This is a genomic window from Pseudomonas sp. TE3786 (assembly GCF_054057335.1).
Map to the genome: position 1 here is coordinate 413,862 of NZ_JBSRZF010000001.1, position 24,338 is coordinate 438,199.

Below are 24,338 nucleotides of genomic sequence, written 5' to 3' on the forward strand. Positions count from 1 at the left end.
GCTCTCGATGTCCTGAAAACAAAAGGGGCTGATATCGCTATCAGCCCCCTTATTTCACGACAGTTTGATGACTGCTTGATGACGCTCCGTCAGTGCTTGGCCATCGCCGAGTTCAAGCCCAGGTAGTCGAGCAGAATCTGCCCGGTCTCGGACAGGTAGGCATCGTCCTCCGGCTTGATCTTGTCGTCCTCGGTCGGCAGAGCGTCTTCGTCTTCTTTCTTCAGCTCCTTCAGCGGCTCCTGGCCCTTGGCTGCGCGGCGGGTGTTCTCCATGGCCAGTTGCTGGGTTTCGATGTCGGTATGCTGAGCGCGACGTTTGGTCTCGTTGAGGCTCACGGTGGTTTCGTGACTCAGCTTCTGCGCCAGTTCCAAACGTTCACGGGTGAAGACGAAATCGGCGTCTTTCGCCACACGGGCATCATGACGAGCTTTCAGCTCGACCAGGAACGGCTTGAACGGATCGCTTTCGGGCTTGATCGCTGGACGGATACTGTCCCACGGCATGGCCTCGGGCAGGGCGCTTTCGCCGATTTCCTTGGTGTCGACAACCGCCGGGTAAGCGATGTCTGGCAGCACGCCCTGATGCTGGGTGCTCTGTCCGGACACCCGGTAGAACTTGGCCAGGGTCAGTTTCAGCTCGCCATGGTTCAGCGGTTGAATGGTCTGCACTGTGCCCTTGCCGAAGGTCTGGCCACCGAGAATCAGCGCGCGGTGATAGTCCTGCATGGCCCCGGCGAAAATCTCCGAAGCCGAGGCCGAAAGACGGTTCACCAGCAGGGCCATCGGGCCGCTGTAGTAAGTGCCTGGGTTTTCATCGGCCAGTACATCGACGCGACCATCGCTGTTACGCACCAGTACGGTTGGGCCCTGGTTGATAAACAGGCCCGTCAGTTCGGTGGCTTCCTGCAGGGAGCCGCCGCCGTTGTTGCGCAGGTCGATGACCACACCGTCGACTTTCTCTTTCTGCAATTCAGCCAGCAGCTTCTTCACGTCGCGGGTGGTGCTCTTGTAATCCGGGTCACCGGCGCGGAAGGCTTTGAAGTCCAGATAGAAGGCCGGGATCTCAATCACCCCGAGCTTGTAGTCGCGGCCGTCGTGGTTGAGCTTGAGCACCGACTTCTTCGCCGCTTGTTCTTCCAGCTTCACCGCTTCACGGGTGATGGCGACGATCTTGCTGGTCTGGTCGTTCGGGCCATTGGTGGCAGGCACTACTTCCAGGCGCACCACCGAGCCTTTCGGACCACGGATCAGCTTGACCACTTCGTCCAGACGCCAGCCGATCACATCGACCATCTCGCCATTGCCCTGGGCGACGCCGACGATCTTGTCGGAAGGGTTCACCTGTTTGCTCTTGTCGGCAGGGCCGGCCGGCACCAGGCGCACGACCTTGACGGTGTCGTTATCGCTCTGCAGTACGGCACCGATACCTTCGAGCGACAGGCTCATATTGATATCGAAGTTTTCCGCGCTGTCAGGCGACAGGTAGTTTGTGTGCGGATCATAGGACTGGGCGAAGGTGTTGATATAGGCCTGGAAGATATCTTCGCTGCGGGTCTGCTCCAGACGCGAGAGTTGATTCTTGTAGCGCTTGGTCAGCAGCTCCTGAATGGCCGCGGGTTCCTTGCCGGCTATTTTCAGGCGCAGCACTTCATCTTTCACGCGCTTGCGCCACAGCTCGTCGAGCTCGGCGGTGTCCTTGGCCCACGGGGCTTTTTCGCGGTCGACCATCAGGCTTTCATCAACACTGAAATCGATCTTGTCGATGCCTTTGTTGAGCAAGCCCAAGGCGAAATCGAGGCGCTGCTTGAGGCGGTCGAGGTGACGTTTGTAAATGGTGAACCCCGGGTCGAGGTCGCCACTCTTAAGGAAATCGTCGAACTGCGTGCGCCATTTATCGAACTCGGCAATGTCACTGGCAGTGAAGTAGCTGCGCGAAGGGTCGAGCAGCTTGAGGTAGCTCTCATAGATGATCACCGAGCGGTCATCATTGAGTGGCGGCTTGCTGTAGTGGTGGCGCTTGAGCAGTTCCACCACATTCAGACTGGCGATGACTTGCTCGCGGTCTGGCTGCAGTTTGTCCCAGCTGTTATTGGCGGTGGTGGCGGCGCAAGCCGTAAGGGGTAGGGCACTGAAACCGATCAAAAGGGCTAAGGCGGTGCTGGGAACGAAGCGCTGCATGCTGAGTCGACGCGAGGGTAGTTGATAACGCATATTAGGCCGTCTTTGAGAGCGCCGGTTCCGTTGGGCCCCGGCTGCATAATGCAAATAGCTCGATGGTTCGCACCGGGCTCAGTCCGAACTCACTATGGAGGCACCGTGAAGGCATTGCAAGGCATCGAAGGACGCGCTGAATGGGCAGAACGACCAAGTCTCACCTGTGACGTCGGGCAGATCCGAATTCGCGTGGCGGCGGCCGGTCTCAATCGTGCCGACCTGCTTCAGCGCGCAGGTCTGTATCCACCGCCACCGGGTGCCAGTGATGCTCTGGGTCTGGAGTGCTCCGGGGTAGTCAGCGAGGTTGGCCCGGGTAGCGCCTGGCAAGTGGGCGATCGGGTTTGCGCGCTGCTGGCCGGCGGCGGTATGGCTGAAGAAGTGGTGGTCGATGGCCGTCATGCATTACCGGTTCCAGACGGTCTGAGCCTGGTCGAAGCCGCCGTGATTCCCGAGGTGTATGCCACCGCCTGGCTGAATCTGTTCCAACTGGCACAACTAAAGCCAGGGGAAAAAGTGCTGCTGCATGCCGGTGCCAGTGGTGTCGGCTCGGCGGCCATTCAACTGTGCAAAGCCTTTGGCAACCCATGCTGGGTCAGCGTCGGCTCGGCGGATCGCCTGGCCTACTGTGAAAACCTGGGCGCTCAGGGCGGCGCAGTGCGCGATACGGATCTGCAAAGCCTGCGAGATTTCGCTCCCTTCGACGTGATCCTCGACCCGGTTGGCGGCAACTACGCGGCCCTCAACCAGCAGTTGGTAGCGCTGGATGGGCGCTGGGTGTCCATCGGGTTGATGGGCGGCCGCGAAGCGACATTCGACCTGGCCTTGATGCTGGCCAAGCGGGTGCAGTTCACCGGTTCTACCCTGCGCAATCGTAGCGACCAGTTCAAGGCTGACCTGCTCGGCGATCTCAGCCAGCATGTATGGCCATTGTTTGCCGAGGGTCGACTAAAACCGCAGTTGGAGCGTACCTTTGCAGCCAAGGATGTGGAGGCCGCTTTTGCTGCACTCGCCAGCAATACCGTGTCTGGGAAGGTCGCGTTGCTTTTGGATGAATCTCTAAGCTAATCAGCAGTTTCCATTACGCATTTGTATTGCAATCCCGTGGCATCGATTTACTAAAGCAATCGTTGTCATGGGTTCAATCAATGTGCTCTTTCAGACAGATCGGCCTACTATCCTTCCTGCAAATTTCTTAACCCTGAAATTTCTCAACCAGAAGGACTTAGCGAATGTCTCTGATCAATACCGAAGTCAAACCGTTCACCGCCAATGCTTTCCACAACGGTAAATTCATCGAAGTGACCGAGCAGTCCCTGAAGGGTAAGTGGTCGGTTCTGATCTTCATGCCGGCAGCATTCACCTTCAACTGCCCAACCGAAATCGAAGACGCCGCTAACAACTACGCCGAGTTCCAGAAAGCCGGTGCAGAAGTCTACATCGTTACCACCGACACTCATTTCTCCCACAAGGTATGGCACGAAACCTCGCCAGCTGTTGGCAAGGCCAAGTTCCCGCTGATCGGTGACCCGACTCACCAACTGACCAACGCTTTCGGCGTGCACATCCCGGAAGAAGGTCTGGCTCTGCGCGGTACCTTCGTGATCAACCCGGAAGGTCAGATCAAGACTGTAGAAATCCACTCCAACGAGATCGCTCGTGACGTGTCGGAAACCCTGCGCAAGCTGAAAGCTGCTCAGTACACCGCTGCTCACCCAGGTGAAGTTTGCCCAGCCAAGTGGAAAGAAGGCGAGGCCACTCTGGCTCCGTCCCTGGACCTGGTCGGCAAGATCTAAAAACGGTTCCAAACCCGCTGCGCTTCACTGTGGCGGGCGTTGAAATCAGGCTCGGGCTGCTCATTTACAGCTCGTAAATTCCGCGCCCTCGCCTGATTTCGCCTTGCCACAGCGTCGCTCGCTGGGTTTGGAAGCCGTCTTTAAAACGGCCCGGAGCCTGCCATCAGGCTCCACCGTTTAAGGTAAGCAGCGCTGCGGGGCATTACCTGCTCCGCACGCCCGAATGCCTGGGCGCAATCCGCTCGGGCATTTTTTTCCCTGAAATTCGTAAAAGGAAGGTACCGCTATCATGTTGGACGCCACTCTGAAGACCCAGTTGAAGGCCTACCTCGAAAAGGTCACCCAGCCCTTCGAGATCGTCGCTTCCCTCGATGACAGCGACAAATCCCGCGAACTCAGTGGTCTGCTGCACGAAATCGTCGGCCTGACCGACAAAATTTCCCTGCGAGAAGATGGCAGCGATGAACGCAAGCCGTCTTTCGCCCTGAATCGCCCTGGCGCGAACATCAGCCTGCGTTTTGCTGGTATTCCCATGGGCCACGAATTCACCTCGTTGGTGCTGGCCCTGCTGCAAGTGGGCGGCCACCCTTCGAAGGTCGCGGCGGATGTGATCGAGCAGATCAAGGACATCCCCGGCGAATTCAACTTCGAAACCTACTACTCGCTGTCCTGCCAGAACTGCCCGGACGTGGTCCAGGCGCTGAACCTGATGGCCGTGCTCAACCCCAACATCCGCCACGTCGCCATCGACGGCGCGCTGTTCCAGGACGAAGTCGAGAAGCGCCAGATCATGTCGGTGCCGAGCATCTACCTGAACGGCGAGCTGTTCGGCCAGGGCCGTATGGACGTCGAGCAAATTCTGGCAAAAATCGACACCGGTGCTGCTGCCCGTGATGCCGACAAGCTCAATAGCAAAGAAGCGTTCGACGTGTTGGTGGTTGGTGGTGGTCCAGCTGGTGCTGCGGCGGCTATTTACGCCGCACGTAAAGGCATCCGTACCGGTGTGGCGGCTGAGCGTTTCGGCGGTCAGGTGCTGGACACCATGGCCATCGAAAACTTCATCTCGGTACAAGAAACCGAAGGCCCGAAACTGGCCCGTGCCCTTGAAGAGCATGTGAAACAGTACGAAGTCGACATCATGAACCTGCAACGTGCCACTGCGCTGGTGCCGGCGAAAAACGCCGGTGAGCTGCACGAAATCAAGTTCGAAAGCGGCGCTTCGCTGAAAGCCAAAACCGTGATCCTCTCCACCGGTGCCCGCTGGCGCGAAATGAACGTGCCGGGCGAGCAGGAATACCGCAACCGTGGCGTGGCCTACTGCCCGCACTGCGACGGCCCGCTGTTCAAAGGCAAGCGCGTGGCGGTGATTGGTGGTGGTAACTCGGGCGTGGAAGCGGCCATCGACCTGGCCGGTATCGTCAGCCATGTCACCCTGATCGAGTTCGATAGCCAGCTGCGCGCCGACGCCGTATTGCAACGCAAGCTGCATAGCCTGCCGAACGTGAAAGTGATCACCAGCGCGCTGACCAGCGAAGTAAAAGGCGATGGCCAGAAAGTCACTGGCCTGGTGTACAAGGACCGCAACTCCGACGAGTTCGTCAACGTCGAGCTGGAAGGCATCTTTGTGCAGATCGGTTTGCTGCCCAACAGCGAATGGCTGAAGGGCACCATCGAGCTGTCCAACCGTGGCGAGATCATTGTCGACGCCCGTGGTGAAACCTCGCTGCCAGGCATCTTCGCTGCCGGTGACGTGACCACTGTGCCGTACAAGCAGATCGTGATTGCGGTAGGCGAGGGGGCCAAAGCGTCGTTGAGCGCCTTTGATCACCTGATCCGTACCACCTGATCGTTCAGCGATAAATAAGAAGGGCAGCCTCGGCTGCCCTTTTTCATGCGCGCCATTTTTACCCGCGATGAGCGCGAATGAACTCGGCTTGCGCCTTTGCCGACGAGAGGATCGAGTAGCGCGTGGTGCGCGAGACCGGTTTGGCCAGGAAGCGTTCGAACACCGGATCAAATACCTGGCGATCCAGGTCTTGCTGTTCTTGCTGCAAATAGCCTGCGCAGATGGCGCGGTACGCGTCCTCGGCAATAAAGCGCTTGATCCAGTAGGTGAAAAAGTAGCCCAGCAGAAAACCGAGGCTGGCATCGCGGTTGATCACCGAGTGGGCGCACATTTCGAAATCGATCAGCTTCAGCTGGCCGTCCGGCCCAATCAGGACGTTCTTCGGGTGTGGGTCCATATGCACAAAACCATCGTCGAGCATGCGCGAGAACAGGCGGAACACCTGGGGCAGCAAGGTGGCGGCCTGTTCGGGAGCTTCGGTCAAACGCGCATCCACACTCTGATGGGCATCGAGAAAACCGATCAGCAGGTATTCCTCGTGCAGAAACGGAAACCTGGCCTTGTAGCCGAAGGCGGCAATTGGCGGCAGGTAGTCAGCTTTGGCGCGGATGGCCGACAGGTTGATGAATTCGTTGGTCAGGTCGAACAGGCCAAAGGACTTCTTCAAACCCAGGTAGTTGCGCAGTTGCTTCTTCCAATGCTCAAAGCGGTTGTACTTGAGCACCCATTTCTGTTCGCCCGCCAATAGACATACCAGACGTGTGTCTTCCGGGGGATCAAGGAATACCCGTTGCTCAGGCTGAGCGAAAAACTGCTCGATGGCGGCTGCGAGGGGGGCCTGCCGAGCGGGGTCCAGGTGGAAGGTGATACCCCGAATGTCCTGCTGAATGTAATTTCGGGTAAGACGTTTGAGGTGGCGCATGCAGCCGGTCCTTGTGCTTGGGCGAAAAAAGCGCGCCATGGTAAGCGAAGGGCGGGTTGATTACAGGAGGCAGGGTGCATTGTTTTCGTAGGAGCGGCTTTAGCCGCGATGCTCTTAACTGTAAAAGCATCGCGGCTAAAGCCGCTCCTACAGGGGGGCGTCGTTACTGTCAGCGCCAGCTAAGGATTGGCCAGCCGGCTTTGACGGCATGCTCACGCAGCACCGGGTCGGGATTTACTACCCGCGGCTGGCTCACCTGCGACAGCAGTGGCAGATCATTGCGCGAGTCGGAGTAGAAGTACGCGCCCTCCAGACTTTCACCTTCCTCTGCCAACCAGGCCTGCAAGCGGGTGACCTTGCCTTCGCGGTAGGTCAGCACGCCGCGGGTATTGCCGGTGTAGTGGCCGTGCGCTTCTTCCAGATCTATCGCCAACACTTCATCGATCTTCAATCGCGCGGCAATGGCACTGACCAGAAAATGCGCCGAGGCGGAAATCACCAGAATCCGGTCGCCAGCTTCGCGATGGGTGGCCAGGCAGCGGGTGGCGTCGCTGAAGAAGATCGGTTCGATCACATCTTCCACAAAGGGCTCGACGACAAATGCCACCTCCTCGGCCGTGCGCCCCACCAAGGGCGACAGGCTGAAGGCCATATAATCTTCCATGGCCAATTTACCTTCGGCGTACAACGCCATCAGCTCGTGGTCTTTCTTGACGAACGACTCGCCGTCCACCCAGCCGATATCGGCCATGTGTTCGCTCCACAGGCTGGCGCAGTCACCGTCGATCAGGGTGTCGTCGAGGTCGAAAATTGCCAGGGCCATTACGCCACCTCCCGGATCGCGCTGCTGTCGATGCTCAGATTCAGGCGCTTGCCATTGCCATGCAAATCGTCGGCGCTGCGGTTCAGCACATCCACCAGCAGCTCCACGCCACGGGCTTCGACGCGGTAGCGAATCACATTGCCGAGCAGGCTATGGCTGCGCACTTCGGCGTCGATATCACCGACCCCAAGGGAAATCGCTTCCGGGCGAATCGCCACGCGGCTGGCGACCGGGCGCAACAGCAAACGGCTGGCGGCATCGGCGTCGAGCAGGTTGTAGTTGCCGATAAAACCGGCGGCAAAGGCATCCACCGGGGCGGTATAAAGGGTTTCGGCATCGCCGCTCTGGACGATCTTGCCGGCGTTCATCAGGAAGATGCGGTCGGACATGGTCAGCGCTTCTTCCTGGTCGTGGGTGACGAAGATGGTGGTCAGCCCCAGCTCCTGTTGAATGCTGCGGATCTGTTCGCGCAGGTGTTTGCGAATGCGTGCATCGAGGGCCGACAGCGGCTCGTCGAGGAGCAGCAAGCGTGGGCGGGTAACCAGTGACCGGGCCAGGGCCACGCGCTGACATTGGCCGCCGGAAAGCTGGTGTGGATAGCGATCGGCAAAGGCCCCGAGCTCGACCATAGCCAGCGCTTCCTTGACCCGCGTGGCGCTGTCTTGCTTGCTGACTTTCTGCATGCGCAGGCCAAAGGCGACGTTCTGCTGCACGCTCATATTGGGGAACAGGGCGTAGCTCTGGGACACCATGCCGATATCGCGCTTTTGCGGCGAGAGCGGCACCAGGTCGTTGCCTTCGAGCAGAATCTTCCCGCCATTCACTTCGGTCAGGCCGGCGATGCAGCGCAGCAGGGTGGACTTGCCGCAACCGGACGGGCCGAGCAGGGTGACGAATTCGCCCTTACCGATTTCGCAGTTGATATCGCTGAAAATCGAGGTGGCGGCGTAGCTTTTGTGCAGCCCCTGAATGCTCAGAAAACTCATGCTTGGTCCTTGTTCAAACGGTTGGCTGCCCAAGTGAACAGCAGCACGAAAAAGAAGTAGGAAATCACCAGGGCGCTATTGAAGTGGCCGCTGCTGTTTTTCATGTTGTTCAGGTAGACCTGCAAGGTTTCATAGCGCGTGCCCACCAGCAGGTTGGCGAACACGAACTCGCCAAACAGAAAGGAGAACGACAGAAACAGCGACACCATAAGCCCCTTGCGCAGATTCGGCAGCACCACCAGAAAGGCCGCTTTCCAGGTGCTGGCACCGAGCAGGTGAGCGGCGTCCATCAGGTCAGTGAGGTTGATCGCTTGCAGGTTGTTGGTGATGGCGCGGTACATAAACGGCAGCGCCACAGTGAAGTAGCAGCCGATCAGAATCCACGGCGTTCCCACCATCGCCAGCGGCCCGGACCCATAGATCTGCAGCAGGCCCACCGAGGACACCACCGGCGGCACGGCGAAGGGCAGCAGAATCAGAATGTTCATCAGGCCGTCGAGTTTCGGGAAGTGGTAATGCACCACAAACAGCAGCGGCAGAATCAACAGCACCGACAGCAGCAGAGCACCAAAACACACCAGCAGGGATTGGCCAAAGGCGGCGAGAAAGCGCGGGTCGGTCCACAGCTGGGCATACCATTTGAGGGTCAGGCCGTCCGGCAGAATGGTCGCCGACCAGCTGGTCGAGATGGAGTAGAGCAGGGTGCCGGCCAGCGGCAACAACAGAATCAGAAACAGCAGGGTAACCACCGTGCGGTGATACAGCCCGGCTGCTCGGGCCTCAACGCGCGACATGGTAGCTCCTCTTCAACAGCCATTGATGCACCACGGTAATCACCGCCATCAGCCCCACCAACACCATCGCCAGGGCGCTGGCCAAGTTTGGATTTAGCGAGATATCGCCCGCCACCATGGCGGCGATGCGGATCGGCAACACGTTGAAGTTACCGGTGGTCAGCGCATATACCGTGGCGTACGCGCCCAGGGCGTTGGCCAGCAGAATGATGAAAGTGCCCAGCAGCGCCGGAGTCAGTACCGGCAAGCCGATATGCCGCCAGAAATCCCAGGTGCCAGCACCGAGCAATTCGGCCGACTCGCGCCAGTCTTCGCGCAGGGCGTCGAAGGCCGGGTAGAGCAGCAGCACGCCGAGGGGAATCTGGAAGTAGGTGTACAGCACGATCAGCCCGGTTTTCGAGTACAGGTTGAAGTCGTCGATCACCCCGGCCTGCTTGAGGATGATGGTCAGCGCGCCATTGAAGCCGAGCAGAATCACAAAGGCGAAGGCCAGCGGTACGCCGGCAAAGTTGCTGGTCATGTTGGAGAAGGCCATGACGAAGTCACGCAGCTTGCTGTCCACCTTGCGCAGCGAGTAGGCACCGAGAATGGCGATAACAATGCCGATCACGCTCGACCAAAAGGAAATCTCCAGGCTGTGCTGAATCGCCTGCAGGTAGAACTTCGAGCTGAATACCTTGGTGTAGTTGCTCAGGCCCCAACCGGCGGCACTGTCCAGGCTGTTGATCGCCACCCACAACAATGGCGCGATCTGAAAGGCGATAAAGAAGATGGCGAAGGGCAACAGGCACAACAGGGCCAGCCATTTGCCACGGGTCACTGAACTCACTTCAACAGCTCCCGGCAGACAGGTTTGTCGTGGGCCACACCGAGCAACTCGCAGATGGTGCCGCACAGGTCGGTTTGTTTCGGTTGCGCATGGGTATCCAGGCTGAAGGCATCCCCCAGCACAAATAGCGGCACTTCACGTTCTTCGGTGAGCAGGCCGTTGTGCGAGCGGTCGTTGTTCATGCCGTGGTCGGCGGTCACCAGTACCTGGTAGCCGGCGTCCAGCCAGCGTTGCAGGTACTCGGCCAGCAGCAGGTCGGCGCTGCGGGCGCTGTTGCGATACTGCGGACTGTCGAGGCCGTGCTTGTGGCCGGTGTCGTCGATATTCATCGGGTGGGCCAGAAGGAAGTTCGGCGCATGACGAACCCGCAGGCTTTCGGCATCGGCGAACAGATGGGAGTCCGGGTAGTGGTCGGCGTAATAGAAGTGGCCGTGTTGAATCGGCATCTGCGCCGCTTCGGTGTGGCGGTCGCGCGCGGCGTTGAACGGACTGCGGTTATACAGCTCGCTGACCCAGTGGTACGCCGCTGCCGCCGTACTCAAGCCGCCAGCGCTGGCGTAGTGAAAAATGCTCTGTTGGTTGGACAGGCGCGAGACATCGTTATGCACGATGCCGCTTTCAATCGGTGGTACGCCGGTGAGGATGCATTCGTAGAGTGGTCGGGACAGCGCCGGCAGCTCGCATTCGAGCTTGTACAGCGCCGCACGGCCAGCGCCGCAATAGGCCTGGAGATGGCCCATGGCGTGTTGCGCGACGCCGTAATTGAGGCCGTCGAGCAGTACGAGGATGACGTTATGTTTCATTCGCTATTCCATATTTGGCAGAGCGTAACTCGATCCCCGTAGGAGCGGCTTTAGCCGCGATGCATTTGTTCTTAAAGGCTCGCGGCTAAAGCCGCTCCTACGGGGATCGTGTGTTGCTGGAAAAAGAAGAAAGCGGCGGGCCGCTTTCTTCTCGCTCACTCACTCAGGCAGGCCAGCGCCTTATTCCATATTGATGATTACGTTTTCCTGCCACAGGCTTGGCAGGGCCTTGGAGGTTTCTTCCCAGGCCTTGGCGTCCTTGATCGGTTGCACCTTGGCGTATTGCGCGTTCGGCAGCAGCTTGGCTTGCACTTCGGCTGGCAGCGTCAGGTGTTCGGCGCGGATCGGGCGGGCGTTGCCTTTGGCCAGGTTGATCTGGCCAGCGTCGCTGAAGATGTATTCACGCGCCAGTTTGGCCGCGTTGGGGTGCTTGGCGTATTTGTTGATGATGGTGGTGTAGCCGGAGATCACCGAGCCGTCGGATGGGATCAGCACTTCAAAGCGGCTTGGGTCGATCTGGTCGCGGTAGCTCAGGCCGTTGAAGTCCCAGACGATGCCCACTTCCACTTCACCTTTTTCCAAAGTCTGGATGGTGGGGTTGGACAGCGACAGACGACCTTGCTTGGCGATTTCAGCGAACAGGTCCAGGCCTGGCTGAATGTTCTTCTCGTCACCACCTTTGGCGATGGCGGCAGCCAGTACGCCGTTAACGGCTTGGGCGGCGGCGCTGACGTCACCGATGGCGACCTTGTACTTGCCTTTCTCCAGGTCCGCCCAGGATTTTGGCACGTCGTTGACCAGCTTCTTGTTGACGATAAAGGCGATGGAGCCGGTGTAGGCGAGTGCCCAGTGGCCTTCTTTATCTTTGGCCCAGTCCGGAATCTGCGCCCAGGTGCTTGGTTTGTAGGCTTGGGTTACACCCTGTGCGGTGGCGATGGGGCCGAAGGCCGCACCGACGTCGCCGATGTCGGCAGTGGCGTTGTCTTTTTCAGCAGCAAACTTAGCGATTTCCTGGGCCGAGCTCATGTCGGTGTCCAGGTGCTTGAGGCCGTAGAGCTTGCCCAGATCGACCCAGGTGTCCTTCCAGTTGGCCCAGCTGTCCGGCATGCCGACGCTGTTCACTTCGCCCTCTGCTTTGGCGGCGGTTTCCAGGCTTTTCAGGTCGGTGTCTGCAGCCATGGCCAGGTTGGCCAGAGCAATGGTCGATCCCAGGATTGAAGCTAGCAACAGGCGTTTCATTCGACGCTCCTTCGTGTTGAGGGTGTTGGTCTAGATCAGCAATAGCCAAGCCAAGTTAGCGGCAATGGATGACAATTTTGTGTCGCACCGCTCTGGCACGCCGCACTGCGCGGCCACGCCGGCGGTGCTTCAAGCAAGCGTAGACCATGGTTAAGTGCTTGATTTAGAAAATATAGAAGGTGCGTTGCGGTTGGCATGTAGCGTGCAAACCGGCCTTGTTGTCATCCAACAGTCATCTAGGCTGGCTAGGGTTTACCGAGGTTTCCGGGCGTTTGCAGCGCCCAGGCTGGCGCTGAAATGGTGCTGGACTAGTCCAGATGAGGGCAATTGATGCGAGATGAGGCACCCCGTGCTGTGACAGCCATCTGTCATGCATTGGAAGAGCAGATAGAACATGGCCTGTTGCCCTCGGGCAGCAAGCTGCCGGCCGAGCGCAAGCTGAGCGAGGTGTTCGATACCACGCGGATCACCTTGCGCGAAGCCTTGGGGCAGTTGGAGGCGCAGGGGCTGATATATCGCGAAGAGCGCCGCGGCTGGTTTGTCTCGCTGCCACGCCTGGCCTACAACCCGCTGGTGCGCAGTCACTTCGATGCCATGGTCGGCGAGCAGGGGCGCAAACCGGCCACGGAAGTGATCTCGGCGCGCTTGCTACCGGCGCCGGCGGCGATCTGCGATTTGCTCGAGTTGCCGGCATTGTCCAGCGTGATCCAGATCCGCCGGGCACGCCGGGTGGATGGGCGGCTGGTGCTGTATGTCGAGCACTACCTCAATCCGGCGTACTTCCCCGGCATTCTCGACTTCGATCTGACCTTGTCGCTGACCGAGCTGTACGCCCGCCAATACAACATCCATTACGGCCGCGTGCGTTTCGATATGGTGCCGACGGCATTGCACCTGGATGCGGCGGCGGCGTTGAAGGTATCAGTCGGCAGCCCGGCGCTGCGCATCACCCGGGTCAACCGCGACCAGCATGGGCGCTTGATCGATTGCGATATCGAGTGTTGGCGGCATGATGCGATTCATGTGAGCGTCGAGGTGCCGGAGTAACGCATTACGTGTGGGAGGGGCTTCAGTCGCGAGCTTTTAAAATCAAAAGCTCGCGGCTGAAGCCCCTCCCACAAAAGCCTATCCGCGCCCTGGCTGCCATTGCGGATAGGCAGGAATGCCTTCGCCGGCGAGCCATGCCTTGTCATGCTCAGTCCAGATATGTTGCTGCGGCCGCTTGCCCGGGTCTTCATCCAGGGTCGCGACGCGCACGATGACATGCGGTTGAGCAGGGCGGTCGGCAATCAACTGGCTGCCACACAGCGAGCAGAAGCAGCGGAATTTGCCGGCGGAGGATTCGAAGCGGGTCAGTTTGTCTTCGCCGCTCAACCAGCGGAAATGCTCACGCAGAACCCCGGCCGTGGTCGCGAATGCGGCCGCGTGAGCCTTGCGGCAAGTGTCGCAATGGCAGTGGCTGATGGGCATGTCGAGGCTGTCGACCTGGTAGGTGATGGTCTTGCACAAGCAGCTGCCGAACATGGTTCCTCCCTCTATCGCATGCCTGTAGGAGCGGCTTCAGCCGCGATGCGCTTGCTTGAAAGCATCGCGGCTGAGGCCGCTCCTGCCGGGTGTCGTCGATTTTTAGAACAACTCCGTGGCGTAAAACGCGGTCAGCACCTTCACCAGATGCTCCAGGTCATGGCTGCCGGCCAGCTCGCGAATCGAGTGCATGGCAAAGGTCGGCAAACCGATGTCCACGGTACGCACGCCCAGCTGGCTGGAGATGATCGGGCCGATGGTCGAGCCGCAGCCCATGTCGCTGCGCACCACGAAGCTTTGCACCGGCACTTCTTCGGCCAGGCACAGGTGGCGGAAAAAGCCAGCGGTTTCGCTGCTGGTGGCGTAGCGCTGGTTGCTGTTGACCTTGATCACCGGGCCGGCGTTGAGTTTCGGGCCGTGGTTGCCATCGTGCTTGTCGGCGTAGTTGGGGTGCACGCCATGGGCGTTGTCGGCGGATACCAGCAGGGACTTCTGGATGATCCGGACAAAGTCTTCGTCCTGCGGCAATACCCGGCGCAATACCTGCTCCAGCATCGGACCATCGGCACCGCAGCAGGAGCTGGAGCCGACTTCTTCGTGGTCGGTGCAAATCAGCAAGCAGCTTTCGTCGTCGGCACTGTGCAGCAGCGCTTGCAGGCCGGCGAAGCACGACAGCAGATTGTCCAGGCGCGCGCCGGCGATAAAGTCGGCGTTCAGGCCGATCACGGCAGCGTCCTGGGTGTCGTAGAAGCTCAGTTCGTAGTCCAGCACCGCGTCGGCGTTCAGGCCATGTTCGCGACCCAACTGGTCGGCGAGCAGGGCGCGGAAGTCGTAGCGTTCGTCGCCGGCGACCTGGGCCAGAATCGGCGGCAGTTCGTTCTGCGCATTGATCGCCCAGCCCTGGTTGGCTTCACGGTTCAGGTGAATGGCCAGGTTGGGGATGGTGGCGATGGGCACCAGGAAGTCGATCAGCTGACTTTCCACCTTGCCGTCGCGGCGGAAGGTCACGCGGCCGGCCAGCGACAGATCGCGGTCGAACCAGGGTGCGAGCAGGGCACCGCCATAGACTTCCACCCCCAGTTGCAAAAAACCCTGGCGCTGCAGTTCCGGCTGCGGCTTGACCCGCAGGCACGGGCTATCGGTGTGGGCACCGACCATGCGCAGACCACCTTCCAGCGGCGGTCGCTTGCCCAGCTTGAAGGCAATGATCGAGGAGTCGTTACGGGTAACGTAGTAGCGGCCGCCGGCTTCGGTGTGCCAGGTTTCGCGTTCGTTCAGGTGCACATAACCGGCAGTTTCCAGGCGCATGGCCAGGCTGGCGGTGGCGTGGAACGGGGTCGGCGAGGCCTTGAGGAAATCGATCAGGCCTTGGTTCAATTCTTCGCGCATAGGGCACTCCAGGCGGCAATGCCGCGGAGTTTACCGTATACGGCGGCAGGCTTCAGCCGATCACCAGCTTGCCGCTGAGAAACACATCACGGCGTTCTTTGCGGCCGACCTTTTCATGCTTGGCCAATTGGTACACCGCCTCGAAACGGGCGCGATCGAACGGGCCCTGGGTGGCAATGAACTGTTCCACCAGCGCGTCGTAATGGCGCTCGGTGATGAATTTGTGGATCTCGCGGTAATAAAAGAAGCCCATCTGGAAACCGAGGGTTTCGCTGAAAAACTCCGAGCGGCGGGAAAAGCCGTTTTCCAGGTCGATAGCGCGGGCACTGCTGCCGTCCGGGCTGATCATCAGGTTGGCAGCCCAGAAGTCCATATGGGTGATGTTCTTGGCCAGCAGGCTGTCCAGCAGTGTGAATGCGGTGGCAATAAACTGGCCGACCTCATCCGGATGCTGTTTGAGCCACAGCTTGCCATCGACCAGGTCGTCGAGCAGTTCGGTGAGCAGAAACACTTCGCGGGTCAGGCCCAGGCCCGACTTGGTGTGGCCGTAGCCCACCAGCGGCGGCACATGGGCACCGCGGCGGTTGGCTTCGGCAGTGTTGAGCAGCTCTTCGATCGGCCATTCATAGCGCCCGTCGCGGTAGGACTTGTGCCAGGTGACACGCAACTTGGTCTTGAAGGTGTCGAGCTGTTCGATCTTGGCGAACAGGCCCTGGGTGCCGGCCGCGAGGGGGCTGCTGAAGCGCCTGCGTTTGGCGTTCTTGCGTCCATCAATCAGCTGCCGCAGCGCTGTCAGCACACCCGCATCCGGCGCGTGGCGCAGGAACAGGGTGGTGTTCTGGAATTGGAGCGGGAAGGGGTAATCGCGCTGGAGCTGTTGAAGGTACATTGCGCCAGCCTCCGTGCTGGTACTAAGCAAAAGTGCGCCATTATGAGGCCGTCACTGTTGAAAATCGCAATGTTTTGTAACGCCAGTGACACAAATGTCTGTTAGCAGCGAGGCGGTGCCTATCGCAGCGTATGCACCGCCGCCAATCAGAACGGTGCCGGGCACTCGAAACGTAGGCGCTCACCGGTTTTCGGCTGAGTGAAGGCCAGCATGGCGGCGTGCAGACACAGACGAGGGTAGGCCGCCAACGCCTGTTCATGGGCGTACAGACCATCGCCCAACAGCGGGTGCCCTATCGACAGCATATGCACCCGCAACTGGTGCGAGCGGCCCGTGATGGGCGTCAGCTCCACCCGTGCCCAGTCGCCACAGCGTTCGAGTACGCGCCAGAAGGTCAGCGCATTGCGGCCGTGCTCGTGGTCCACCACATGGCGCGGCTTGGTTGGCGGGTCGTAACGCAGGGGCAGGTCGATGCTGCCGCTGTCCAGCTCGGGCTGTCCCCAGCACAGGGCGATATAGGCTTTCTCGGTTTCGCGGTCATGGAACTGGCGCGACAGTTCGCGGTGGCTGTCGGCGTCGCGGGCCAGCAGAATCAGGCCGGAGGTTTCCCAGTCCAGGCGATGGACGATGCGCGCTTCGGGATAACCGTTTTCCTGCAAGCGGGTGATCAGGCAATCCTTGTTGTCATCCGCGCGGCCGGGTACCGACAACAGCAGGGTTGGCTTGTTGACCAGCAGCACTTCGGCGTCCTGGTAGATGATTTCAACGTTCGACAGCGGCATGCATCAGTTCCACAAAAGCGAATCTACAAAAACGACAACGGCGGCCGAAGCCGCCGTCATGCTTACTCCGCGGATCAACGATCCGGCAGGGTAATGTTCAGCTCGAGAATCGAGCAGCTACCTTGGTTTTCCAGGGCAACCTGCACTTGGTCCGAGTCGATATTCACGTACTTGCGGATCACCTCGACCAGCTCTTGCTGCAGAGCCGGCAGATAGTCCGGTTTACTGCGCTGGCCGCGCTCGTGGGCAACGATGATCTGCAGACGCTCTTTCGCAATCGACGCGGTGGTTTCTTTTTTGCGCTCGCGAAAGAAGTCGAAAATATTCATTCACGACCTCCAAACAGGCGTTGCATAAAGCCCTGCTTTTTCACATCGAGGAAACGGTGCGCGACTTCCTTGCCCAGCAGGCGGTCGACGGCATCGCTATAGGCTTGGCCAGCATCGCTCTGGTCATCGAGGATCACCGGCACGCCCTGGTTCGAGGCCTTGAGCACGGCTTGCGACTCGGGGATCACGCCCAGCAGACGGATCGCGAGGATTTCTTCAACGTCTTCAACGCCGAGCATTTCGCCTTTCTGCACGCGTTCGGGGTTGTAGCGGGTCAGCAGCAGGTGTTCCTTGATCGGCTCTTCGCCCAGCTCAGCGCGGCGCGATTTGCTCGCCAGCAGGCCCAGCATACGGTCGGAGTCACGTACCGAGGAGACTTCCGGGTTGGTCACGACAATGGCTTCATCGGCGAAGTACATCGCCAGGTGGGCACCTTTCTCGATACCGGCCGGCGAGTCGCAGACCACGTATTCGAAGGTCTCGCGCAGCTCATTGATGATTTTTTCCACGCCTTCCTTGGTCAGTGCGTCTTTGTCGCGGGTCTGGCTGGCGGCGAGGACGTAAAGGTTTTCCAGGCGTTTGTCTTTGATCAGGGCTTGGGTCAGGGTTGCTTCGCCGTTGACGACGTTGACGAAGTCATACACTACGCGGCGTTCACAGCCCATGATCAGATCGAGGTTACGCAGACCGACGTCGAAGTCGACGATGACAGTCTTGTGCCCACGCAGGGCGAGGCCGGTACCGATGGCGGCGCTGGTGGTGGTTTTACCGACGCCACCCTTGCCGGAAGTGACTACGAGGATCTTGGCCAAGGTGATTCACCCCAAATATGAAGAAATGCGGGAATCTGACGCCAAGACGTGGCTTCCAGATGCCCTTTTTTGTGTCCTGAAAAGTGGCCGCAGTATCCGTTAAAGCCGGGTGATGTTCAACACGTCACCCGTCAGACTGACCTGCACCGCATCGCCCCAGAGCGGGTCGCGGCGCAGGTCTTCGGCGACCTTGTACTGGCCGGCGATCGAGAGCATTTCGGCACCCATCTGCTGGCAGAAAATCCGCGCCTTGGTGTCGCCTTTGACGCCGGCCAGAGCCCGGCCGCGCATCGGCGCGTAAACATGGATGTTGCCGTCAGCGAGAAGTTCCGCACCGGCACTGACCGGTGCCAGCACGATCAGATCGCCACCCTGGGCATACACCTGCATGCCGCCGCGCACCGGCGAGTTGATCACTTTGGTGGGCTTGACCACCGGCTCCGGCGGCTTTTCGGCCTTCTTCTTGGCAGCGATTTCCACCGGCTCCACCAGCTTCTCGCGGGCACCGGACGGCGGCAGCACCGGGATATCCAGGGCCAATGCGGCGGCGATGTCTTCTTCGCGGTTGGCGCGAATCGCCAGGGTGCGCAGGCCATGGCGGCGACACAGCGCCATCAGCGCGCCGAGGTCGAGAATGCCTTCGGCGGCGGGCAACTTGTCCAGCGCCAGCACCAGCGGGATATTGCTGAAGAAGTTCGGTGCCTGGGCAACCTTTTCGCTCAGTTGCTGTTCCAGGCGCTCAAGGTCATTGTGCGCGAGCTCCAACACGGTAATGGCGAGCATGCTGCCTTTGAGCTGGAATACGGGGTCTTGGTTGAGCAGATCGGCTTGGCTCATGGGGTGCCTGATGCGCCTTCGTAGAAATGTGCTGAATGCAGAAGTGCCAGCAGAGCCGGGCGGCTCTGATTGAGACCGGACTTATAGCGAGAACGCGGTTGGGCCGCAAGCCGCGTGCAGTCCTGTAGAATGCGCGCCTTTGTTTGAATTCCGGAAAGCTAGATGGATCGTCCGCAGTTTCGCCGTCATTTTCTTCACCCGCGTTACTGGCTGCTCTGGCTCGGCCTGGGCCTGCTCTGGCTGCTGGTGCAGCTTCCCTATGTGGCGTTGCTGGGGCTGGGCCGCGCGCTGGGCTGGGTAATGTATGTGGGCGCCCGCTCCCGTCGTGAAATTGCTGCGCGCAATCTTGAGCTGTGCTTCCCGCTGCTGTCGGCGGCCGAGCGCAAGAAGCTGCTGAAGGAAAACTTCGCCTCCACCGGCATCGCCTTTTTCGAAATGGCCATGAGCTGGTGGTGGCCGACCAAGCGCCTGGCGCGCCTGGCCCATATCGAAGGCCTGGAATATCTGCAGGAAGCTCAGCTGCAAGGGCAGGGCGTGATCCTGATGGCCGTGCACTTCACCACCCTGGAAATCGGTGCTGCCTTGCTGGGCCAGCGCCACACCATCGACGGCATGTACCGCGAGCACAAGAATGCGCTGTTCGACTTCGTCCAGCGTCGCGGCCGCGAGCGTCACAACCACGACGCCCAGGCCATCGAGCGGGAAGATGTGCGGGCGATGCTCAAGGTGCTGCGCGCCGGCAGAGCGATCTGGTATGCCCCCGACCAGGACTACGGTGCCAAGCAGAGCGTGTTTGTGCCCTTGTTCGGTATCACTGCCGCCACTGTTACCGCCACCAGCAAGTTCGCCCGTCTGGGCCGTGCCCAGGTCATGCCCTTCACCCAGAAGCGCCTGCCCAATGGCGGCGGCTACAAACTGGTGATTCACCCGTCGCTGCGCAATTTTCCCGGCGAGTCGGAGGAAGAGGATTGCCTGCGGGTCAATCAATGGGTGGAGCGCGCGATTCTGAGCTGCCCCGAGCAATACCTGTGGGCCCATCGCCGCTTCAAGACCCGGCCGCCGGGTGAGGCGAAGCTGTACAAAAAGCTACGGCCTACAAAACCCCATCGATAATTTCGCTGCGCCTCTATACTCGGAAGAAATTTCTGAGGCGTCTCGATGAATTTAGCGCAAGCCCCCGCAAAACCGGTGACTGGGCTAATTCTCTCGGGCGGTGGCGCACGCGCTGCCTACCAAGTCGGTGTGCTGGCAGCCATCGCCGATCTGCTTCCCGACACCACGCAAAACCCCTTTCCTGTGATCGTTGGCACCTCTGCCGGCGCTATCAATGCCGTGGGCCTGGCCTGCGGGGCATTGCAGTTCAACGAGGCGATCAAGCGCCTGACCCATGTCTGGCAAAGCTTTCATACCTACCAGGTGTACCGCAGCGACTTCTCTGGCGTGGTGCGCCAGGCCAGCCGGTTTTTTGGCCATAGCCTGTTGGGCTTGGGCAAGCGTACCCCGGTGGCCTTGCTCGACAGCTCGCCCCTGCGTGATCTGCTCGCCGAGCACCTGGATTTCACCGGCATCGCCGCAGCGGTGCGGATGCGCAAATTGCGCGCAGTGGCGGTCACCGCCTTTGGCTACGACTCCGGGCAAGCGGTGACCTTTTACCAAGGCCGGGCCGCCATCGATCCCTGGTACCGCCATCGCCGTGTCGGGGTGCCAACCCGTTTGCAGCTCGAACACTTGCTGGCCAGTGCCGCCATTCCGCTGATCTTCCCCCCGGTAAAAATCAATCGTGAGTTCTTTGGCGACGGTGCCATGCGCCAGTCGGCACCGATCAGCCCGGCGCTGCATCTGGGCGCCAATCGGGTGCTGGTGGTGGGGGTAAGTGGCAACGCCAACCCGGCGAACGTGCCGACGCGTGCCAAGGTGGTCGGGCCGCCGAGCCTGGCCCAGGTCAGCGGCCATCTGCTCAACAGCACCTTTATCGACAGTCTGGAAAGCGATATCGAGCTGCTTGAGCGGATGAACCAGATGTGCCGGTTGTTGCCCTCCGATCTGCCAGCGAAAAGCACCGCGATCAACCCCGTGGATGTACTGGTGATTGCGCCCAGTAAACCCCTAGACCATATCGCCGCCCGCCACTGGCACGAACTACCGCGCACCCTGCGGCTGTTCTTGCGTGGGCCGGGGGCGAAGAAGGCCGGTGGGGCAGGGGTATTGAGTTACCTGTTGTTTGAGTCGGGCTACTGCAATGAGTTGATCGAACTGGGCTACCAGGACGCCATGGCCAAGAAGGCCGAGCTGGTGCGCTTTCTAGGGTTGGAGCCGCAGGTGGCAGAGTCGCTGCACGAGCTTCGCGGCTGAAGCGGAGCGCCGCCTCAGCCGCGATGCTCTTAGGCCAACACCCCATCACGAAAATCGCGCAACGCTTGCTCCACTTCCTCGCGGGTGTTCATCACAAACGGGCCGTATTGCACGATAGGCTCGCCCAGTGGCTTGCCGGCCACCAGCAAGACATTGGCACCTTGCTCGCTGCCGAGTTGCAGCTCGCCCTGATCGGACAGGCGCACCAGCTTTCCCGCGTCAACGGTGCGGCCATCAATCTGAATGCTGCCGTCGTAGACGTAGAGCATCACTCGATGGCCTTCGGGCAGGCGCGGCACCACGCTGCCGCCAGCCCCCAGGTGCAGGTCGAACAGCTGTGGTTCGGTGTGCGGGCGCTGCACGGCACCAGTCTGTCGCACCTCGCCGTCGTCGAATTGGCCAGCAATCACCACCACCTCGACGCCTTGCGCCGTCCGAATGCGCGGAATCTCTTCGGCGGGAATGTCGCGGTAACCCGGGTCGCCGAGCTTGTCTTTGCCCGGCAGATTCAGCCACAGCTGGAAGCCGCGCATCACGCCTTCTTCCTGCTCGGGCATTTCGCTATGGATAATGCCGCGGGCAGCCGTCATCCATTGCACCCCGCCATTGCCGAGCAGGCCGACATTGCCCAGATGGTCCTCATGGCGCATGCGCCCTTCGAGCATATAGGTGATGGTTTCAAAGCCGCGGTGCGGGTGCGGGGGGAAGCCGGCGATATAGTCGTCGGGGTTTACCGAGCCGAATTCATCCAGCATCAGAAAGGGGTCGAAACGCTCCACGCCCAGCCCGCCGAATACACGGGTAAGGCGCACGCCAGCGCCGTCGGAGGCGGCTTGGCCGGGTTGGATGCTTAGGACGGTGCGGTTCATGGCCAGAGGCTCCAGTCAGGTGAATGGGGCCATGGTAATGGTTCTGATCAGATTGATTGGTGCGAAATAAGCGTCATATCAATCGAATAAATAAATCTTTTTGCCCTTCGTAGGAGCGCCGGACCGGCCGCTCCTACGGGGAGGTGAGGTTGGCCTTACTCAGCAACCTGCAACTTGCGCGCTTCGGTGTAGACGTAGCGCACCTTCTCGTATTCGAACGGTGAGTTGGTCTGGCCATAGCGGAAGTTGGTCACGTAGCGGCGGTCGATGGAACGCAGCAGAAACACTGCGGGGTGGTCCTGGCTGACTTCGGCGACGTTGAGGAAGTTGATCTGTTGTTCCGCGCTGAAATCCGCCAACAGGCCACCGGCATCGCGCAGGTTCGAGGGGCCGAGGATCGGCAGCATGATGTAAGGGCCGGCCGGTACGCCGTAGAAGCCCAGGGTCTGGCCAAAGTCTTCCGACTGCTTGGGCAAGCCCATCATGGTGGCCGGATCCCACAGCCCGACAACGCCGATGGTGGTGTTGACCAGCAGGCGGCCGGTGGTTTCCAGCGAGCGTTGGCCTTTGAACTGCAACAGGCTGTTCAGCAGGTTGGGGATATCGCCCAGGTTGCTGAAAAAGTTGCTGACGCCGCTGCGCACGAACTGCGGGGTGATATAGCGGTAGCCATCCACCACCGGCAGGAATACCCACTCATCGAAGCGGTAGTTGAAGTGGTAGATACGCCGGTTCATCGATTCCAGCGGGTCGTAGACGTTCAGCGCATCGAGGGTCGAGCGCTCGAATTCGTGCTGGTCGAGGCCAGGGTTGAATTTCAGCTCTTTGAGTGGCTCGGTGAAACCGTCCGGTTCGGCCGGGGTACCGGGTGCGGCGATGGGGTCGGCAGCCTGCAGGGCACCGCTGGCGAGCAACAGGGCAAGCAGTAGAGAAGGCTTGGTCATTTCAGCAGCTCCAGCATGGCGGCAGTGTTTACGCGGTAGTTGAGGTTGCCGCAGTGCCCGCCGTGCGGGTAAAGGGTCAAACGGTCACCCATCGTTCTGCGTAAAAAGCCCAGGTCGCCAGGGCCGAGTATCACGTCATCCTTGTTGTGCATCACCAGGATCTTCTCGCTGGTTTTCAGGTAATCCTCCAGGGCGTACAGGCTGACCTGATCGACCAGTTGCAACAGGCTGCCGCCGTCGGTGCGGGCGCGCCACATAGGGAGCAGTTGCTCGCGGATATAGCAGTCGAAATCGCATTGCAGGGCTTTGCGGAAATACGGGGTCAGGCTGGTGCCTTCACTGATCGGGGTTTCCGGTGGGGTGATCAGGCCGCGGCGGTTGATCAGGTCGGAGGTAAAGGCAATGTCCGCCGAGGAGAAGCGGAACGAGGTGCCGATCAGCATCGCCAGCTGCTCGTTGGACAGGTGCTGCTTGGATTGCTGCAGATCGAACAGCATCGCATCGTTGATATCGATGTAGCCTTTCTGCTGGAAGTAGCGGGTCAGCTTGCCGAGTACCACGTCATAGAAGGTGCTGCTGTTGCTGATGCCTTTGACGTCGGTCTGCACCAGGCGATCAAGGTTGCTGATCGAGGTGTAGAGGTTCACCGGCGGGTTGAGCATCAGCACTTTCTTGAAGTTGAAGCTGCGCCGGGTTTCATCCAGTTTGCTGACGAACGCCGCATTCAGCGCCCCCAGGCTGTAGCCGGTGAGGTAGAAGTCGGTGACTTCCACATCCGGGTGCTGAGCGCGCACGGCCTGCATCACCCGGTACAGATCGTCGGCATCTTCAATGCTGACCCCTGGCGTGGCATGCCGCGAGGCGGCGGTCATAAAGTCATAGCTGGTTGGCGAGGACAGCTGCACGACGTGGTAGCCGGCGCCGTAGAAGACTTTCTTCAAACCCTCGGCCAGGCTGCTGGAGTAGTGCGCGCCGGTGCCGGCAATGATAAAGATCAGCGGTGCCGGGCCTTTCTGCTTGGCCATGCGGTAGCGCAGGGTGGTGACTGGCCAGAAGTTGTCTGGTACCTCCAGCTCCCGTTCGGGGTGGAGCTTGAGGGTGTAGTCGGCCTGGTCGATATCACTATCGTCAGGCAACTGCGGACGCATGTCCGGCGGCGTCGTGGCGATGGTTGCCTCGAACGGATTGTCCAGTGGAAAACCATAACTGGCCGCGTCAATGTCGGCGGCCGACAACAACGGGCTCAGGCACAGACCAGCCAAAAGCGCAGCAAAGCGTGAGAGGCGCGGCATCGCAAATCCCTTTAGAAGATAAAGTGCAGAGTGAATCCGGCGTTATGACAACCGCTGTGCTGGTATAGCAC

At 60.1% G+C, this 24,338-nt stretch carries 24 protein-coding genes; 6 read left to right on the forward strand and 18 right to left on the reverse strand.

Annotation, left to right across the window (positions count from 1 at the left end; all coding sequences use genetic code 11):
* Window positions 1-89: 89 nt before the first annotated feature.
* Window positions 90-2,177: a carboxy terminal-processing peptidase gene (locus tag ACVW0Y_RS01955; protein ID WP_457435702.1), complete on the reverse strand. Its 2,088-nt coding sequence runs from the start codon at window positions 2,175-2,177 to the stop codon at window positions 90-92.
* Window positions 2,178-2,315: 138 nt separating this feature from the next.
* On the opposite strand from ACVW0Y_RS01955, the gene ACVW0Y_RS01960 reads away from it, so the two are divergent.
* The 3 genes from ACVW0Y_RS01960 (at window position 2,316) to ahpF (ending at window position 5,852) form a co-directional block, all read left to right on the forward strand.
* The gene (locus ACVW0Y_RS01960; RefSeq protein WP_457435703.1) at window positions 2,316-3,278 is read left to right on the forward strand and encodes a zinc-binding dehydrogenase; all 963 of its coding nucleotides are present in this window, start codon (window positions 2,316-2,318) and stop codon (window positions 3,276-3,278) included.
* 164 nt (window positions 3,279-3,442) lie between these two features.
* Window positions 3,443-4,006 (forward strand): alkyl hydroperoxide reductase subunit C, encoded by a 564-nt coding sequence (gene ahpC / locus ACVW0Y_RS01965; protein ID WP_457435705.1) that lies wholly within the window; start codon window positions 3,443-3,445, stop codon window positions 4,004-4,006.
* Window positions 4,007-4,295: 289 nt separating this feature from the next.
* Entirely contained in the window at window positions 4,296-5,852 is a 1,557-nt protein-coding gene (ahpF, locus tag ACVW0Y_RS01970) for an alkyl hydroperoxide reductase subunit F (RefSeq protein WP_457435707.1), read from the forward strand.
* A gap of 58 nt (window positions 5,853-5,910) precedes the next feature.
* Here the strand turns inward: ahpF and ACVW0Y_RS01975 are convergent, their stop codons facing one another.
* The 7 genes from ACVW0Y_RS01975 to ACVW0Y_RS02005 form a co-directional block, all read right to left on the reverse strand.
* Window positions 5,911-6,774, reverse strand: a complete 864-nt coding sequence (locus ACVW0Y_RS01975; protein WP_457435709.1) for a lipopolysaccharide kinase InaA family protein — start codon at window positions 6,772-6,774, stop codon at window positions 5,911-5,913.
* 169 nt (window positions 6,775-6,943) lie between these two features.
* Entirely contained in the window at window positions 6,944-7,597 is a 654-nt protein-coding gene (locus ACVW0Y_RS01980) for an HAD family hydrolase (protein ID WP_457435710.1), read from the reverse strand.
* A complete protein-coding gene (locus ACVW0Y_RS01985; protein WP_457435712.1) occupies window positions 7,597-8,583 on the reverse strand; it encodes an ABC transporter ATP-binding protein in 987 nt (328 codons plus the stop codon). Before ACVW0Y_RS01985 ends, ACVW0Y_RS01980 begins: the two co-directional genes overlap by 1 nt.
* Entirely contained in the window at window positions 8,580-9,377 is a 798-nt protein-coding gene (locus ACVW0Y_RS01990) for an ABC transporter permease (RefSeq protein ID WP_457435713.1), read from the reverse strand. The genes ACVW0Y_RS01985 and ACVW0Y_RS01990 overlap by 4 nt, the downstream gene beginning before the upstream one ends.
* Window positions 9,364-10,206 (reverse strand): ABC transporter permease, encoded by an 843-nt coding sequence (locus ACVW0Y_RS01995; RefSeq protein ID WP_457435714.1) that lies wholly within the window; start codon window positions 10,204-10,206, stop codon window positions 9,364-9,366. The genes ACVW0Y_RS01990 and ACVW0Y_RS01995 overlap by 14 nt, the downstream gene beginning before the upstream one ends.
* A complete protein-coding gene (locus tag ACVW0Y_RS02000) occupies window positions 10,203-11,009 on the reverse strand; it encodes an alkaline phosphatase family protein (protein ID WP_457435715.1) in 807 nt (268 codons plus the stop codon). The genes ACVW0Y_RS01995 and ACVW0Y_RS02000 overlap by 4 nt, the downstream gene beginning before the upstream one ends.
* A gap of 180 nt (window positions 11,010-11,189) precedes the next feature.
* Window positions 11,190-12,248: an ABC transporter substrate-binding protein gene (locus ACVW0Y_RS02005; protein ID WP_457435716.1), complete on the reverse strand. Its 1,059-nt coding sequence runs from the start codon at window positions 12,246-12,248 to the stop codon at window positions 11,190-11,192.
* 330 nt (window positions 12,249-12,578) lie between these two features.
* On the opposite strand from ACVW0Y_RS02005, the gene ACVW0Y_RS02010 reads away from it, so the two are divergent.
* Complete coding sequence (locus tag ACVW0Y_RS02010; protein WP_457435717.1) at window positions 12,579-13,295, forward strand: UTRA domain-containing protein; 717 nt, start codon at window positions 12,579-12,581, stop codon at window positions 13,293-13,295.
* 78 nt (window positions 13,296-13,373) lie between these two features.
* On the opposite strand, the gene ACVW0Y_RS02015 is transcribed toward ACVW0Y_RS02010, so the two are convergent.
* The 7 genes from ACVW0Y_RS02015 to minC all read right to left on the reverse strand — a co-directional run bounded on the left by ACVW0Y_RS02015 (window position 13,374) and on the right by minC (window position 18,810).
* Complete coding sequence (locus ACVW0Y_RS02015) at window positions 13,374-13,772, reverse strand: GFA family protein (RefSeq protein ID WP_457435718.1); 399 nt, start codon at window positions 13,770-13,772, stop codon at window positions 13,374-13,376.
* Window positions 13,773-13,874: 102 nt separating this feature from the next.
* Window positions 13,875-15,161, reverse strand: a complete 1,287-nt coding sequence (locus tag ACVW0Y_RS02020) for a M18 family aminopeptidase (RefSeq protein WP_457435719.1) — start codon at window positions 15,159-15,161, stop codon at window positions 13,875-13,877.
* Window positions 15,162-15,213: 52 nt separating this feature from the next.
* On the reverse strand, window positions 15,214-16,050 hold the full coding sequence (locus ACVW0Y_RS02025; RefSeq protein WP_457435720.1) for a hypothetical protein: 837 nt from the start codon (window positions 16,048-16,050) through the stop codon (window positions 15,214-15,216).
* Window positions 16,051-16,196: 146 nt separating this feature from the next.
* A complete protein-coding gene (locus ACVW0Y_RS02030) occupies window positions 16,197-16,832 on the reverse strand; it encodes an RluA family pseudouridine synthase (protein ID WP_457435721.1) in 636 nt (211 codons plus the stop codon).
* 74 nt (window positions 16,833-16,906) lie between these two features.
* Window positions 16,907-17,161, reverse strand: coding sequence for a cell division topological specificity factor MinE (gene minE, locus ACVW0Y_RS02035; RefSeq protein WP_108095523.1), 255 nt, complete (start codon window positions 17,159-17,161; stop codon window positions 16,907-16,909).
* Window positions 17,158-17,973 (reverse strand): septum site-determining protein MinD, encoded by an 816-nt coding sequence (gene minD / locus ACVW0Y_RS02040; protein ID WP_271197518.1) that lies wholly within the window; start codon window positions 17,971-17,973, stop codon window positions 17,158-17,160. The genes minE and minD overlap by 4 nt, the downstream gene beginning before the upstream one ends.
* Window positions 17,974-18,072: 99 nt before the next feature.
* Window positions 18,073-18,810 (reverse strand): septum site-determining protein MinC, encoded by a 738-nt coding sequence (gene minC, locus ACVW0Y_RS02045; RefSeq protein ID WP_457435722.1) that lies wholly within the window; start codon window positions 18,808-18,810, stop codon window positions 18,073-18,075.
* Window positions 18,811-18,972: 162 nt separating this feature from the next.
* Between minC and ACVW0Y_RS02050 the strand changes: the two genes are divergently transcribed.
* Together ACVW0Y_RS02050 and ACVW0Y_RS02055 are read left to right on the forward strand one after the other, a co-directional pair.
* A complete protein-coding gene (locus ACVW0Y_RS02050; RefSeq protein WP_457435723.1) occupies window positions 18,973-19,923 on the forward strand; it encodes a lipid A biosynthesis lauroyl acyltransferase in 951 nt (316 codons plus the stop codon).
* 45 nt (window positions 19,924-19,968) lie between these two features.
* Window positions 19,969-21,162, forward strand: a complete 1,194-nt coding sequence (locus ACVW0Y_RS02055) for a patatin-like phospholipase family protein (protein WP_457435724.1) — start codon at window positions 19,969-19,971, stop codon at window positions 21,160-21,162.
* Window positions 21,163-21,191: 29 nt separating this feature from the next.
* Here ACVW0Y_RS02055 and ACVW0Y_RS02060 read toward each other — a convergent pair whose 3' ends face one another.
* The 3 genes from ACVW0Y_RS02060 to ACVW0Y_RS02070 all read right to left on the reverse strand — a co-directional run bounded on the left by ACVW0Y_RS02060 (window position 21,192) and on the right by ACVW0Y_RS02070 (window position 24,267).
* Window positions 21,192-22,031, reverse strand: coding sequence for a pirin family protein (locus tag ACVW0Y_RS02060; protein WP_457435726.1), 840 nt, complete (start codon window positions 22,029-22,031; stop codon window positions 21,192-21,194).
* A 155-nt stretch (window positions 22,032-22,186) separates the two neighbouring features.
* Window positions 22,187-22,975: an MlaA family lipoprotein gene (locus ACVW0Y_RS02065; protein WP_457435728.1), complete on the reverse strand. Its 789-nt coding sequence runs from the start codon at window positions 22,973-22,975 to the stop codon at window positions 22,187-22,189.
* Complete coding sequence (locus tag ACVW0Y_RS02070; RefSeq protein ID WP_457435729.1) at window positions 22,972-24,267, reverse strand: serine/threonine protein kinase; 1,296 nt, start codon at window positions 24,265-24,267, stop codon at window positions 22,972-22,974. Before ACVW0Y_RS02070 ends, ACVW0Y_RS02065 begins: the two co-directional genes overlap by 4 nt.
* Between the last annotated feature and the right edge of the window lie 71 nt (window positions 24,268-24,338).